Annotated in this window: 12 protein-coding genes; all 12 read right to left on the reverse strand. The window is 58.7% G+C overall.

Annotated elements, in window-relative coordinates:
• Window positions 1–102 precede the first annotated feature (102 nt).
• The gene (gene fliD / locus AC1RQB_RS18525; protein ID WP_063342906.1) at window positions 103–1545 is read right to left on the reverse strand and encodes a flagellar filament capping protein FliD; all 1443 of its coding nucleotides are present in this window, start codon (window positions 1543–1545) and stop codon (window positions 103–105) included.
• Window positions 1546–1627: 82 nt separating this feature from the next.
• Window positions 1628–1993 (reverse strand): flagellar protein FlaG, encoded by a 366-nt coding sequence (locus AC1RQB_RS18530; RefSeq protein WP_063343932.1) that lies wholly within the window; start codon window positions 1991–1993, stop codon window positions 1628–1630.
• Between the two features lie 71 nt (window positions 1994–2064).
• Window positions 2065–2910: a flagellin domain-containing protein gene (locus AC1RQB_RS18535; RefSeq protein ID WP_063342905.1), complete on the reverse strand. Its 846-nt coding sequence runs from the start codon at window positions 2908–2910 to the stop codon at window positions 2065–2067.
• Between the two features lie 238 nt (window positions 2911–3148).
• A complete protein-coding gene (locus AC1RQB_RS18540; RefSeq protein ID WP_063342904.1) occupies window positions 3149–3415 on the reverse strand; it encodes a hypothetical protein in 267 nt (88 codons plus the stop codon).
• Window positions 3412–4704, reverse strand: a complete 1293-nt coding sequence (locus AC1RQB_RS18545) for a motility associated factor glycosyltransferase family protein (RefSeq protein WP_063342903.1) — start codon at window positions 4702–4704, stop codon at window positions 3412–3414. The genes AC1RQB_RS18540 and AC1RQB_RS18545 overlap by 4 nt, the downstream gene beginning before the upstream one ends.
• 83 nt (window positions 4705–4787) lie before the next feature.
• Window positions 4788–5714, reverse strand: coding sequence for a ketoacyl-ACP synthase III (locus AC1RQB_RS18550; RefSeq protein ID WP_008072591.1), 927 nt, complete (start codon window positions 5712–5714; stop codon window positions 4788–4790).
• A gap of 230 nt (window positions 5715–5944) precedes the next feature.
• Entirely contained in the window at window positions 5945–6997 is a 1053-nt protein-coding gene (gene pseI / locus AC1RQB_RS18555) for a pseudaminic acid synthase (RefSeq protein WP_008072589.1), read from the reverse strand.
• Window positions 6994–8496, reverse strand: coding sequence for a UDP-2,4-diacetamido-2,4,6-trideoxy-beta-L-altropyranose hydrolase (pseG, locus tag AC1RQB_RS18560; protein WP_063342902.1), 1503 nt, complete (start codon window positions 8494–8496; stop codon window positions 6994–6996). The genes pseI and pseG overlap by 4 nt, the downstream gene beginning before the upstream one ends.
• Complete coding sequence (gene pseF / locus AC1RQB_RS18565; protein WP_063342901.1) at window positions 8493–9188, reverse strand: pseudaminic acid cytidylyltransferase; 696 nt, start codon at window positions 9186–9188, stop codon at window positions 8493–8495. Before pseF ends, pseG begins: the two co-directional genes overlap by 4 nt.
• Before the next feature lie 36 nt (window positions 9189–9224).
• Window positions 9225–10388, reverse strand: a complete 1164-nt coding sequence (pseC, locus tag AC1RQB_RS18570; protein WP_063342900.1) for a UDP-4-amino-4,6-dideoxy-N-acetyl-beta-L-altrosamine transaminase — start codon at window positions 10386–10388, stop codon at window positions 9225–9227.
• Window positions 10385–11386 carry a UDP-N-acetylglucosamine 4,6-dehydratase (inverting) gene (gene pseB / locus AC1RQB_RS18575; protein ID WP_008072584.1) on the reverse strand — a complete coding sequence of 334 codons (1002 nt, stop codon included), beginning with the start codon at window positions 11384–11386 and terminating at the stop codon, window positions 10385–10387. The genes pseC and pseB overlap by 4 nt, the downstream gene beginning before the upstream one ends.
• A gap of 30 nt (window positions 11387–11416) precedes the next feature.
• Window positions 11417–14353: a TIGR00180 family glycosyltransferase gene (locus AC1RQB_RS18580; RefSeq protein WP_063342899.1), complete on the reverse strand. Its 2937-nt coding sequence runs from the start codon at window positions 14351–14353 to the stop codon at window positions 11417–11419.
• Window positions 14354–14382 lie beyond the last annotated feature (29 nt).

Here is a 14382-nt window from a genome sequence, read left to right on the forward strand (position 1 = left end):
ATTCGTATAATCAAGCTATCGACACGGCGTCAAAAAACTTTAGACCAAACCCAAAAAAGCCCGACAAGCGGAATCCGCTGCCGGGCTTTTGGCGTTTCTGTGTTACGAGGCGTTTTTCTGCGCGTTCATCGCCTCGAACATCGAGGTGATGTTACTGGCAGTTGCCTTGAGTTTGCCGACCAGAGAATCCATGTCGTTATATTTTTTGGTCAGCACAGCAGTCAGCGTCTCGATACGGCGATCCAGGGCTGCCTGCTGGTTGGCCAGATTCGACTTGGCCTTGGCCAGGTTGGTCGAACGGGCATCGAGGATACCCTCACTGCCAGTGACCGTGTAAGGGGTGATTGCATCGTTCATGCGTGTCAGCAAGCCCTTGGCGGCATCGCCAGTCGCCGTCGGATCACCCAGGAACAGCTTCTGAACCTCACCACCGAGCTTTTGGGTATCCATCGCGGTCGTGAACTTGGTGCTATCGAAATCCAGCGCACCGGTTTTCTGATTGGTGGTGATACCCAGCTGCGACAGAACGGTGAGCTTGTCACCTGCACCGGTGGTGACCAACGGCTGACGAATGGATGCCAGAATGCCGCGCGCCAATGGGTCACCGGTCAGTGCAGCAGCGATGGTCGGCTTGCCATCGTCATCCAGGGAAGGCTTGGTCAACGCATTAACACTGGTCACAACCTGGTTATAGGCGTCAACGAAAGCCTGGATGGACTTTTTCAGGCCATCACTGTTCGGGCCGACTGTCACCGTCGTGGTTACATCACCACCGGCGACCAGATTCAGGGTCAAGCCGGAAATAGCCGCGTCAACCTTGTTACTTTTGCTGGTCAGCGCGAGCCCGTCCACGGTGAACTTGGCGTCTACCGCGAATTCGCCGATGGCACCTGCCGAAGTAGCTGTTGGTGTGGCACCCATTTGCTGGCCGGCATTGATCTCCAGACCCGCAATACCGCTTAGGGTGATATCGGAACCGGCACCGGTCACCGTGGAACCCAACACCAGACGCGAGCCAAACGAGTCGGTCACGATGTTGGCACTGAAGCCGTTGGCGCCTTGCTGTGTGTTTATCGCATCCCGAACCGACTGCAACGTCGCGCCCGCCGGAATGGTGACAGAACTGGAAACGCCGTTTTGCGTGATATTGAGCGTGCCGCTCGCAATGGCACTACTGGCACCGCCGGCAAAGGCTGCAGTGGCCACTTTGGACGAGGTCGCAAGGTTAGTGACCTTGACCACGTAAGTGCCGTTGACGGCCGTGTTGCTGGCCACGGCGGTCAATACTTTCGCGTCAGCGGAGGTGGCGTTGTAACCCAGGAATTGCGGAGTTTGCGTATTGCCCAGATTCTTGATTGCAGTCTGGAAGTTCGCCAGGACACTTTTGAGGGAACCAATACCGGAAATCTGCGCGGTGTTGATGGTCGTCTGACGGTCGATCTGGTTCTGCTTGGCTGCTTTGTCGGCATTGACCAAGGCTTTAACAATAGCACCGGTATCAAGGCCAGAGCCTAAACCCGTGCCCGGTAGAATTGGACTTGCCATGCATATCTCCCTTCAGTGTGTCGCCGGTCTTTTGACCACTACAACGTCCAAAAGAACATAGCAACAATATTCATGCCAGCGGTCAGGCTTTCGCGCTGAACAACAGGCTGCTTGCATCATTCAAACTATTGGCCAGCTTCAGGACTTCTTCATTGGGGATTTGGCGAACCACCTCACCGGAGTCACTGGCAATAACCTTGACCACAACTTTGCCTGAAGGCTCATCGATCGAGAACTCCAGGTTACGTTTGACCGACTGAACGAACTTCTCGATTTCCTGAACGGCCATCTTCAGTTTTTCCTGTTCGGTCTGATCGTTTTTACCTTCTTCCTTGACGGCAACCACTGGCACAGTTTCCGCTCGAGGCTTCTCCACCGGCTTGTCGGCAACAGTCGTCGCCTGCTTGGCCGCAGGATAAGACAAGTTCAGCTTGACGCTCATATCCATGTCCATCACCTCTCAAAGTAAAAAGCGAGAGAGCGCGACAAGCGCACTCCCCCGCCAAAACACATCAGCTATTACTGAAGCAGTTTCAGTACAGCGGATGGCAGTTGGTTGGCCTGGGCCAGAACTGCGGTGGAAGCTTGTTGCAGAGTTTGTTGCTTGGTCAGCTGTGCAGTTTCAGCAGCGAAGTCGGTATCTTGTACGCGGCTCAGTGCAGCACTGGCGTTTTCGTTGATGTTCTGCAGGTTGGAAATGGTAGTCGAGAAACGGTTCTGAGCAGCACCCAGGTCAGCGCGGGTGGCGTTGATGTTTGCCAGAGCAGCGTCGATAGCCGAGATAGAAGCATCAACAGAGCTGTGGTTAGCGGTGTTGGAAACGCCGGAAATGGTGGTACCGGTCATGCCCAGGGCGCTGGCGTCGAAGCTGGTCGACAGGGTCAGAGTGATCTGGTTGTCGGAAGTGGTGTTCGAACCTACCTGGAACTCCATCGCACCAGCAGTACCGTCGATCAGCGCCTTACCGTTCAGGTTGGTCGACTGAGCGATACGGGTCAGTTCAGCGATCGACTGTTGGTATTCTTTGTCCAGAGCGGTACGGTCAGCAGTGCCGTTGGAGTCGTTTCGCGATTGCACTGCGATTTCACGCATACGCTGCAGAATGTTGGTCGACTCTTGCAGAGCGCCTTCAGCGGTCTGAGCGATCGAAACACCGTCGTTGGCGTTTTTGATAGCCATGGTCTGGCCACGGATTTGCGAAGTCATGCGGGTAGCGATCTGCAGGCCGGCGGCGTCGTCTTTGGCGCTGTTGATTTTCAGGCCGGAGGACAGGCGGGTCATCGAAGTCGACAGTGCGTCGGACGCACGGTTCAGGTTCTTCTGAACACTCAGGGAAGTAGTGTTAGTGTTTACTGTTAAAGCCATGACGAATTCCTCGTTGGTTGGGTACTGCGGCTTCCGGCCCTGGCAACCGCCCGGTATGGCCTAGAGAACCTTCGTAATAGTTATCGTCGTCAATGCAGGTTGCTTGAGGGGATTTTTGAAATTTTTTGCCATCACCCTGCCACCCCCTGTAAAACCAAGGCTTAGCGACGATCCAACCACCAAAAAATGACGCCAGAGAACTGCCACAATCCTTCCTCGCAGCCCCGCTCCCATGGCATTACGTAGAACTGACAGCCTCCAGTAAATCGACCAGTTCGTATTCAAGGTAGTCCGCCAGGGCCAGCCAGTCCTGTCGTTCCTGGCTATCCAGCATGCCTGTCAGCAACTCCATCCACCGGGCCGCGATCTGGCTGTCGGACCCGCCAAGCCGCGACTGCACCCCCTCCGCTACCTCGACCATGACCAGCGCCGCCTCGACATCTCTTCCCAAGCGAAACAACACTGAACATTGCCTGGCCTGATTAACGAGTAGCACTTCGCTCATCGACTGAACTCCGGATGAAATGTCGTGCCGGCAATCATGGCCCCGGCTCGACTGCTGTTGTAGAAGACGACTTGTGGATTCGCAGCGATATAGCGCTCCAGCTCACACAAGTAGCTGCGGAAATTGAGCTGGGTCTTGACCCGCTGCCCATTCCCGTCCAACACCCAATGGCGAGCCGCGCCCAATTGGGGGCCGAGGTCGCCGTCATTCCAGCCGGCATGGGTCTTGTTGTTCGGGAACGCGAAGTCAGCCCCGAACAGCGTGATCTGACTGGCCCCCATTTTCATCGCCAGGTCCACCGCCGGATGAATCACGCTGCCGCCTGCAAACAGCCCGGAGCGGGGCAATTGCTCACGCAAATCACGGAAAACCGGGCTTGCCGAGTAGGCGACATAGCGTTTGCCTTGCCAGGCCTGCAACACGACAGGGTCCACCAGCGGCATATAGACCAGCGTGGTATTTGCGCTGTCCTCGGGTGGCAGGTGACGCTGCGAGATACGTTGATCAATCGTGACAACCACATCCGGCTTGATGCCATGCTCGATCAGCGGCCGGTAAGCAGTATCGACACAAACGAACAGCGGTCGCGCTGCCTGCCCGCGAATGGATCGCAAGGTCACGAAATGCTGTTCCAGGCTTGGCCCGGTGGCGATGACGAACATCGGCTGCCCAGCATGTGTTGCGAACAATTGTGCGACGTCGCCATCAACGCGGATCTGTTCGACACTTTCCAGCAGGCGCGCTGCTATTTCCGGATTGTCCGGGTCGAACTCACGGTTGTTGAATGTCAGATGGGTTTCGCTGATCAGGCGGTCACGGATCCTGGCGTTGTAGTCATCGGCCAGCACCAGCTCTGAAGGCAGGGCAAAGAACGGCAAACAGATTTCAGATAAATCGCCGGCATAGTGCAGCTGGACACGCGAATCGCGGAGCCACGACTGTTGGTCGAGCAATTGCAAGACCAGCGCAAAAACCGCGCCGTTGAGAATATGTACATGTAGCTGAATCAGCTCCGAACGCTGCAGCAGGTCCAGTTGAAGGTCACCCAGTCCTGTGCCGTAAACGTGCAACACCGGGCTGTCGAGCGACAGGCTTTCGGCTTGAAGCTGCGCTTCGCGGGTGCGGTTATGGCGACTGGTCAACTGAATGCCGTTGATGCTCAGGGTCGAGCCCAGGCCTTCCACCAGATTGGCCTGCAACGGGCCCGGATCTTCAGTCAGCAAACGCTCAGCCACTGCCGGCCAGCGGCGCTGTATGACCTCGACGTTGCGCTCAAAGAACTCGCTCATGGAGCCTCGCTTTTCATTCGGGCAAAAAAATAGCGCTCAAGGTTACACCTTGAACGCTTTTTTTGTGCCTGGCTTTTAGAAGCTCAAGGACGATAGATGATCGCCGAACCCCAGGACAAACCAACACCGAAACCGCTGAGCGCCACACGCTTCCACTTGGAATCGAGCACATGTTTTTCCAGCAGCAACGGAATGCTCGACGACACGGTATTGCCGGTCTCGACCATGTCCTTGATGAACTTCTCAGGCTCACCCTCGAAACGCCGCGCCACGGCATCGACAATCGCCGCACTGCCCTGGTGAATGCAGAAGGCATCGATATCGTCAGCCGTCAGGCCCGAGTCAGCGAGCAGCTCATGCAAATGCGCCGGCACTTTGAGCAGCGCGAAGTTGAAGACCTGACGACCGTTCATGAAGAACACCCCGTCGGAAACCTTCAAGTGCGGTGCGCCGGAACCGTCGGTGCCGAACTTGGCCTTGCCCAGCTGCCAGGGGGCGTCTTCGCCCATCCAGGTGGCGGTGGCGGCATCGCCAAACAGCATGGTGGTGTTGCGGTCTTCCGGGTCGACGATCTTCGAGTACGGATCGGCGGTCACCAGCAGGCCATTCTTCAGGCCTGCAGCCTCCATGAAGCCTTTGATGGCGTAGATGCCGTAGACATAGCCGGAGCAGCCCAGGGAAATATCGAACGCAGCCACGGTCGTTGGCAGGCCCAGTTTGTCCTGAACGATGGCGGCGGTGTGCGGCAGACCTTCTTCGTCACCGTTCTGGGTGACGACGATCAGCACGTCGATGGCTTCACGCTTCAAATCAGGATTGTTGGCGAACAGCGCGTTGACTGCTTCGACACACAGGTCCGAAGTTTCTTGCCCCGCATCTTTGCGCGGCAGGAAGGCCGAACCGATCTTGCCCAGGATGAATTCTTCATCCTTTTCGAATTTTGCACCTTGTGCGTAATTGTCCACGCCGGCTACAGGAACGTAGCTCGCAATGCTCTTTATGCCAATCATTACGGCTTCCCAATAATAAACAGCCCAATACCACCGCTCGCAAGGAATCGAGGGGCGCCGACAAACAACGAATAAACGTCGCCCTCAAGGGGGTGACAGCGGGAAGAATAAAAGGCCATCACTGGGCTAAAAACAGTCCAGGCGCCATCTCCCCTTTTTATACAATACAGTGAAGATGCGCGTTATGACTCGCAGGTCACGCTATTTTGCCGAATCAGCCGCACAAGCGGTTATTCAACCAACGACCAATCCAGCGGTGTTCCGCGCTTGATGGGCTGGTGCGCACGGCGGCCCAGAAGGGTTTCAGCGTGTTTGGGGGCCAGCCCCAGGCCAGGCCGGATGGCCCGCAGATTGGCAACGGTGAAAGGCTCACCGGCGGCCATGTCCTGAGTGACGTATAGCGAACGTCGGTATACCAGAGATTTGCGCTCGGCTTCGGTCACGCCGTAATGCACCTGCCCCATGGCCTGCCAGGCGCGTTCGGTTTCGATCACCAGGCTGGCGAGTTCAGTCGGTTCCAGGGAAAAACTGGCGTCCACGCCACCGGCGGCACGGTCGAGGGTGAAGTGTTTTTCCACCACCGTAGCCCCCAGCGCTACCGCGGCGACGGACACTCCAACGCCCATCGAATGATCGGACAAACCGACTTCACAGCCAAACAGCTCCCGCAGATGAGGGATGGTGCGCACATTGCTGTTGGCGGGCGTCGCCGGGTACGTGCTGGTGCACTTGAGCAACACCAGGTCCTTGCAACCGGCCTCACGGGCGGCACGCACGGTTTCGTCGAGTTCGGCGATGCTGGCCATGCCAGTGGAGATGATCAGCGGCTTGCCGGTGGCAGCGACCCGCCGGATCAACGGTAGGTCGGTGTTTTCGAAACTGGCGATCTTGTAGGCGGGCACGTCCAAACTTTCGAGGAAGTCTACGGCGGTGTCATCGAACGGTGTGGAGAACGCCAGCATGCCCAGCTCTTTGGCCCGGGCGAAAATCGGCGCGTGCCATTCCCACGGCGTGTGGGCCTTCTCGTACAGCGCGTACAGCGAAGAACCGGCCCACAGGCTGTTGGGGTCCTTGATGAAGAACTCGCCTTCAGACAGATCCAGGGTCATGGTCTCGGCGGTATAGGTTTGCAGCTTCAAGGCGTGCGCACCGGCCTTGGCCGCGGCTTCGACGATGTGCAGCGCCACGTCCAGCGACTGGTTATGGTTGCCGCTCATCTCGGCAATGATGAACGGCGGCGCATCGGCACCAATCGAGCGGTTGCCGATCTTGAAACTGGTCATTGTTTTGGATCCTTCAATACGCGCGTGAACGCGCAAGCACTCTGAGTGAAACCAGCCTCGCGGAAAACTTTCAGCGATGCCGAATTGGCCGGCAGCACCTGAGCGGTGATGACTTCCAGCGCAGGCCAATTAGCGGTGACGAAGGCTTCGCCCCGCGCCAGCAGCGCCCTGCCCCAGCCCAGGCCGAATCGGCCTTCGAACAGATAAATCGAGACTTCGGCGCGAGCATCGTCGAGGTCATAACGCAGCACACCGACCGGGCCATCATCCGCTTCGGCGATCAATAGCAACCGCCGCGGATTGCTCAGGCTCGCGGCCAGCCAGGCCCGATGCCGTTGCCAGTCAATGACGTGCGTGTCCAGTGACCAGCGCCGAACCGCTTCGGCATTGCGCCCATCGAACAACAATTGCGCATCATCCTGAGTGGCCTGACGAACCTGCAACACCGCCCCCGCCAGCGCTGCCGCCACCCGCTGCGCCCCACGGCCATCGACCAACTGCCGCGAACGTTCGGCCAGACTCTGACGAATCCCCTGATTGCCCACGACAAAACCGATGGTCTGATGCAACTGCTCGACGCTGACCCGGTCGCGATTGCCCAGGAACACATGAGCACCCGAGGTCGCCATCACCTCGCCGTTGGCCTGCTGATTATTCGAGACCGCAATGCAGATCGTCGGCAGCCCCATGGCCGCCCGCTCCCAGCTGGTACCGCCACCGGCACCGATGAACAGGTCGGCCTCGGTCATCAGCTGGTAGAAATCGCTGACAAAACTGTGCAGGCGCCAGTTCGGACGATAGTCCACCAGACTCTGCATCTGCTCCCAGGCCGGGTTGTCGGCACCTGCCACGAAATCGACTTCCAGCTCATGGAGGTCCGCCAGCGCCAACATCGCGTGATGGGTCTGCATGGCCGCATCGAAACCGCCGAAGTTCACCAGCACGCGCCTGGCTCGAGGTTTGATCTCGATTGCCGGGCAACAGAACTCATCGCGCAGCAGGGCAAACCGTGGGCCCAGCAGGATCTGGCAACCGGGCGTCAGCAGTGAGGCATAAGCCTCTGGCGTGCCCGACAGATTTTGATTGAGCAGCAGATCGACGCTGTATTGCCGAGTGGCCAAATCGTCCACCGCCGCGATTCGCGGAGCCCAACGGCGCGCGGCGGTCTGCCAATGCTGATCGAGGCCATAGTGGTCGACGATGATCCAGTCGAAAGCCGGATGACTTTCCAATGCTTGCCCCAGCGCAGCGATGTCCGCCTGCCACGGCAGCATCGACTCGATGGCCTGCTGTGGGTCTTCATCGGGATAGCGCTCCGGCAGCGCGAAAATCTCGAAATCCTCAGCCTGCAGACTGTCCAGCCGATGCCCCGGCAACTGACGACACGCGAAGGCAACATGCGTGCCCTGCTTGCGTAACACCCTGGCCAGGGTCAGGCAACGGGCGATATGGCCGCTGCCAATAGTCGGCGACGCGTCAGCGCGGATTAGCACCCTCATTGCAGCTCACCCCCAGCCTTCAAGGCGCAATAGAGATATTCGGCACGCGTCCAGTCTTCAAGCGTGTCGATATCCTGCACCAGATGACGCGGCAGAATCACCGGCAGGCTTGCCGGCGAGAACAGCACATCGCCACGCAACCAGGCCTCGCTACGCCCCCAGTAGAACTGCCCGGCATCTTGAAAAGCTTCAGGCAAGTCCTGGGAACGGATCTCGCGAAACTCCGGGTAGAGCGAGGTCAAGGCGCCCTGCTCGTCGAGGGTCAAGGCCCGTTGCACCGGGAAGCCAAAACCGGCGACTGAAAACGTGAAAGACTTGTCCGGATGCTGCACCAGCAACTCATGCCCCTGACGCAGATAACGCGCCTGCAACAACGGCGCCGTCGCATAGACGCAGCACGCATAGTCGAACGGCGGCAATTGCTTCAAGGCATGTACGATCACTGCTGCGGTCCCGGTGAAATCGTCGGCCAGCGCCGCGGGTCGCATGAATGGCACTTGAGCCCCATTGGCCCGTGCGACCTCGGCGATCTCTTCATCGTCGGTGCTGACGATCACCTGGTCGAACAGGTTCGACGCCAGCGCCGTGCGAATCGAACGGACGATCATCGGCACGCCATCGAATGGCTTGAGGTTCTTGCGCGGGATTCGCTTGCTGCCACCGCGGGCCGGAATGATCGCAACACTGCTCAAGAGTCGGTACTCCTCAAGTTGCTATGCCTCAAGTTGCTATGCCTCAAGAATCAGTCGTCGCAATTGCTCGACCACATAATCCTGTTGTTCATCGCTCAGCAGAGGAAACAGCGGCAGGCTGATGGCCTCGGCGTAATAACGTTCGGCCTGGGGGAAATCCCCCTCGGCAAAACCCAGGTCGCGATAGTACGGCTGCAAGTGCAGAGGAATATAGTGCAGGTTCACACCCACCCCTGCCGCTCGCAAGCCTTCGAACACCTGTCGATGGCTGAGGTTGATTCGGTCGGTCTGCAAGCGCACCACATACAAATGCCAAGCCGATTCGGCCTCGGGCTGCGCACTGGGCAAGGTCAGCGGCAAGTACGCCAGTAACCGCTCATAACGCGCCGCCAGTTCACGACGACGCTCGATGAAGCCATCGAGCTTGTTCAGCTGTGACAGACCGAGGGCCGCTTGCAGGTCGGTGATGCGGTAATTAAAGCCCAGTTCCACTTGCTGGTAGTACCAGGGACCGTGGCTGGGTTCAGTCATCTGCGCAGGGTCACGGGTCATGCCGTGGCTGCGCAGGCGCTGCAAGCGCTCGGCCAGTTCCGGGCGGTTGGTCAGGACCATGCCGCCTTCGGCGCTGGTGATGATCTTCACCGGGTGGAAACTGAACACCGTCATCGCCGCAAAATCGCCGCACCCTACCGGACGTCCGGCATAAGATGCGCCGACCGCGTGGGAAGCGTCCTCGATCACCGTAAAACCATAGCGCTCGGCCAGTTCGGCGATCATGCGCATATCACAGCTCTGCCCGGAGAACGCCACCGCCACCAGCACTTTCGGCAGTGTGCCGTCTCGCTCGGCGATTTCAAGCTTCGACGCCAGGGTATAGGCGTCAAGGTTCCAGGTCAGCGGGTCGATGTCGACAAAATCAACCTCGGCGCCGCAATAGCGACCGCAATTGGCCGAGGCCAGAAAGGTGTTCGGCGTGGTCCATAACCGATCGCCCGGCCCGAGGCCGGCGGCGAGGCAGGCGATGTGCAACGCCGCAGTGGCATTGCACACCGCCACCGCGAAATCGGCCTGGCAACGCTCGGCCATGGCCTGTTCGAAACGCTCGATGGTCGGCCCCTGCGTCAGCCAGTCGGACTGCAACACGGCAACCACCGCGTCAACATCTTCCTGATCCAGGCTTTGCCGACCGTAGGGAATCATGCCGACAACTCCGCGTGCAGATCAGCGATCTGGCCGACCGACAGGAAGTGCGGGTTGGTGTCGGAGCGGTACTCGAAATCTTCGCTCACCGGCCGGCCCTGCTCGCCCAGTTTGTCGACGGCAAAATCCACGTCGACGCTAGTGAAGCGAATCGACGGCTGAATGGTGTAGTGATCATCGAACTCCAGGGTCATGCGCGCGTCGTCCAGCGGCACCATCAGTTCATGGAGCTTTTCCCCCGGACGGATGCCGACGTTTTTGTGCGGCAAATGTCCAGCCATGCCCAGCGCCAGATCGACGATGCGAATCGACGGGATCTTCGGCACAAACACTTCACCGCCGTGCATGCGGGCAAAGCTGTCGAGCACAAACTTCACACCGTGATCGAGAGTGATCCAGAAACGCGTCATGCGCTCATCGGTGATCGGCAGCTCTTTGGCGCCCTCGGCAATCAGTTTGCTGAAGAACGGCACCACCGAACCCCGCGAGCCAGCCACGTTGCCGTAGCGCACCACGGCAAAACGAGTCTGCTGTTCGCCAGCAATGTTGTTGGCCGCCACGAACAGTTTGTCCGACAGCAGCTTGGTCGCGCCGTACAGGTTGATCGGGCTGGCTGCCTTGTCGGTAGACAGTGCGACGACTTTTTTCACGCCGTTGTCGATGGCCGCGGCAATGATGTTTTCCGCGCCGTTGACGTTAGTGCGGATGCATTCTGTGGGGTTGTATTCCGCCGCTGGCACTTGCTTGAGGGCCGCGGCATGCACCACGTAATCGATGCCGCGCATGGCCTGACGCAAACGCTCGGCATCGCGCACATCACCAATGAAGTAACGCATGCACGGCGCGTTGAACGTCTGCTGCATCTCATACTGCTTGAGCTCATCGCGGGAGAACACCACCACCCGCTTGGGCTGGTATTGCTCCAGCAAGCGGCGAATGAAGTTGCGCCCGAACGAGCCGGTGCCGCCAGAGATGAAAATCGATTTACCGTTGAACATGCCTTGAGTCCTTTTACCTGTCAGCCAGGCTTATGCGAGCAACTGCGCCCAGTTCACGCTGGTCGGTTTGCTGAGAGTAAAGCCCTTGCCGGTCAAGGCCAGGTTCTGGTTGTAGGCTGAATCCTGTTCGAAGCGCGATTGCCACTTGTCGCGCAGAGCGGCTGCCGCCTGCGGGTGATCCGGCAACGTGCCGGGGTGGGCGATTTGCACTTGCGGCGTCCATACGGTCAGTAACCCGGCATCGGCGACTTTCAGGCAAAAGTCGACATCGGCATACGCTTGCTCGAAATGATCTTCATCCAGCCCGCCCAGTGCGTCGAACACTTCTTTGCGCACCATCAGACAAGCGTCGGAAACCGCCGAATAATTCTGCTCGACCAGCAGCCGATGCATGTAACCCGGTGCGTCTTTTTTCTCGCCGATGAACGCAGAAGCCACGCCATCGTTCAGCCCCAGAATCAGACCGGCGCCGGTCACGCTGCCTTCGCGATCAACCAGTTTGGCACCCACCACACCCACTTCAGGACGCTGAGCCTGGTTGAGCAAGGCTTCGATCCAATTGGCATTGACCACCTCGGCGTCCTCCGCGAGCAGTATCAGATACTCACCTTGCGCCTGCGCAACGGCCTGGTTGAGCAGTGCAGACGGGCTCAGGCGCTGCTCGTTCTTGATCAGGCGAATCCGCCCGCGGCCGTTTTGCTCCAGACTGTCGAGCCACGTCAGCAGATCGGCTGACTGACTGTGATTGTCGGCGATGATAATTTCGTTGTTCTGATAGCGCGTGCGCTGCAATACGCTCACCAGGCAGCGTTGCAATTGCTCCTGATTGCCTTCGCTGCGCACGATGATCGACACTTTCGGACGCTGCGCGTGGCGGTAGTCGACCCGCAAGCCACCGAATGCCTCGGCACTGACCTGCGCCTGATAGCCACGGGTTGCCAGGTGGCGTACCAGGGCCTGACGTTGGTGATCGTTCGGCGCCGACTCCACCGCCGGAGTGATGAGCAATGGCTCAGCCAAATGCGCCAACCCCGTCAACCCGCCAGCTTCGATCAGGCGCAGCAGCAGGTCGAATTCCAATGCATCGCTGAACTCGCGGGCATAACCACCGACATCCACCAGCACCTCGCGTCGGATCAGCCAATGCCGGGCGGTCAACGCTGGCAGGCTTTGCAGCAGGTCGAGGTTGAAGGCCGGGCGGAAAACTTCGGTCAGCGTGCCATTACTGCGACGATGAATCTCATCCATCGCCACTGCACGGCAACCTTCGGCGTTCTGCAACTCAAGGCTGGCGCGCAACAAGCCAGCAGCGGTGAACTCATCACCGGCCTCGGCCAACAGCAGCCAATCCGAGGTTGAGCGCTGGGCAATCTGGTTCAGTTTATCGACGTAGTTGCTGGCGCTGACCTTTACAAAATGCACGGTATTTTGTTCGGTGGTGACGTCAGGCAAATCACCCGTGGTGAAGACCACCACCTTGAAGGCGCGGAAAGCGCTTTCCATCAGACTGTCGAAGGTGACCTGCAACTTGTCCATGTCGGCTTCAAGGTCCAGCAACAGAATGCCGAACTGAGGTCCACCCTCGTTGGCCGCCAGGTGTTGATTGATTTTCCGTACCGCGGTGTCGTTCGGCTGGCGTGCCTGCAACCAGTTCAACAGACGGCCGGAGGGCATGCTGCCCAGCAACTCACGGCTGTCGTAGGTCGGTAGGCTGCCGAGGCGGGTAATCCAGTCCGTCAATATTTTCGCATCGGCGCTCTCGCCCAGGTCCAGCAGCTGCTGCACCAATTTTTGCACGACCCTACGGTTGAAAGCGCCCAACTGCACGGCATGCAGCAAACGGTTCTGGATGGTCTCGGGCGTGTCATTGGAATAGGTGCGCTGCAACGTATGCTGCTGCAGTAACGCACCTTCCATTTCTTCCAGTTGCAAGCGTCCGGCAGGCATCGCATGGAGCAGAAATTCGCATTCGGTCAGTTGATCAAAAAACGCCTGGTTGTAGAACGGCATCTCGACATACTGCTGAGGCCCGAATGCGCGTTTCGGGCCGATGGTGGGATCTTTCCAGTAGGACTCGAAGATCGGCTCAATCGTCAAGGCATTGCGCGCGGCCAGGCTATCAGCCAGCGCCTGGAAACTTTGCAGGGCGAACTCGGCGGTCTGCGTCTGATTCAGGCCACTGATGCCGGTCGGCAGCGTGGCGAGGAAACCGGCAAAACGCTCACGCTCAGCGACTGAGCGGGCGTCTTTGAAACTCAGGACGTGAATGATTTCGGTATTGTGATCCGAACGGCCGTAGTTGACCTCCCGCACCACATAAGGCTTTGGCAGAATCCGCGCCTTGGCCCGCGCGAGCATGTAATACACATGGCCGATTTCCTGCCACTCGAAAATCGTGCCCTCCGGCATGGCCGCGTACCAGTCCCGCAACAGCGAAGTACGATGCACCGCATAGAACGGCGGGATGTACTGGCCCATGTAGTCGAGCACACGATCCTGCGCGCGCTCGGCGCTGTAATCCTCTTTTACCTTCTTGTCGCGACGGTAGTACTGCACATAGTTGGAGTGCGTCAGGTACATCAGGCAGTAGCCGTGGCACATACCGTAATCGGGGTTGGCCTCGAGGAAGTTCACCGATTCGGTCAATGCATCGTGCAGCAGGAAGTCATCGTCGGAAGCCAACACCATGTACGGCGTGGTGACTTGGCTGACGCCATACGCGAGTTTTTGCTGAAACCCCGTATAGGTGAACTGCGACAAATGGCGATAATCGACCGACGGAAAGTCGGTTGCGATGCGCTCATCGCCCTGCACGGACGAATCCAGCACCAGCACCTTGGCGGAGTAACTGCTGTAGTACTGCAAGGCGCGTCGCAGGAACGCCCTGCGGTTGTGGGTGATGACCACCACCGTGAACAGCTCGTTCAGCGGTGTCACGTTGGTTTGAGTGCTGCTTTGAACCTGCATCTTTCTATCCCCACAACCGGCCAATCGCC

It is taken from the genome of Pseudomonas sp. GW822-FHT02E03, from assembly GCF_058802325.1.

Bases quoted from the DNA above. Each gene is read 5' to 3' on its own strand.
- pseI (WP_008072589.1), bottom strand. From the start codon at position 6,997: ATGACCAGTTTCAAGATCGGCAACCGCTCGATTGGTGCCGATGCGCCG.
- AC1RQB_RS18540 (WP_063342904.1), bottom strand. From the start codon at position 3,415: ATGAGCGAAGTGCTACTCGTTAATCAGGCCAGGCAATGTTCAGTGTTG.
- AC1RQB_RS18545 (WP_063342903.1), bottom strand. From the start codon at position 4,704: ATGAGCGAGTTCTTTGAGCGCAACGTCGAGGTCATACAGCGCCGCTGG.
- AC1RQB_RS18550 (WP_008072591.1), bottom strand. From the start codon at position 5,714: ATGATTGGCATAAAGAGCATTGCGAGCTACGTTCCTGTAGCCGGCGTG.
- pseG (WP_063342902.1), bottom strand. From the start codon at position 8,496: ATGAGGGTGCTAATCCGCGCTGACGCGTCGCCGACTATTGGCAGCGGC.
- pseB (WP_008072584.1), bottom strand. From the start codon at position 11,386: ATGTTCAACGGTAAATCGATTTTCATCTCTGGCGGCACCGGCTCGTTC.
- AC1RQB_RS18530 (WP_063343932.1), bottom strand. From the start codon at position 1,993: ATGGATATGAGCGTCAAGCTGAACTTGTCTTATCCTGCGGCCAAGCAG.
- AC1RQB_RS18535 (WP_063342905.1), bottom strand. From the start codon at position 2,910: ATGGCTTTAACAGTAAACACTAACACTACTTCCCTGAGTGTTCAGAAG.
- AC1RQB_RS18580 (WP_063342899.1), bottom strand. From the start codon at position 14,353: ATGCAGGTTCAAAGCAGCACTCAAACCAACGTGACACCGCTGAACGAG.
- pseC (WP_063342900.1), bottom strand. From the start codon at position 10,388: ATGATTCCCTACGGTCGGCAAAGCCTGGATCAGGAAGATGTTGACGCG.
- fliD (WP_063342906.1), bottom strand. From the start codon at position 1,545: ATGGCAAGTCCAATTCTACCGGGCACGGGTTTAGGCTCTGGCCTTGAT.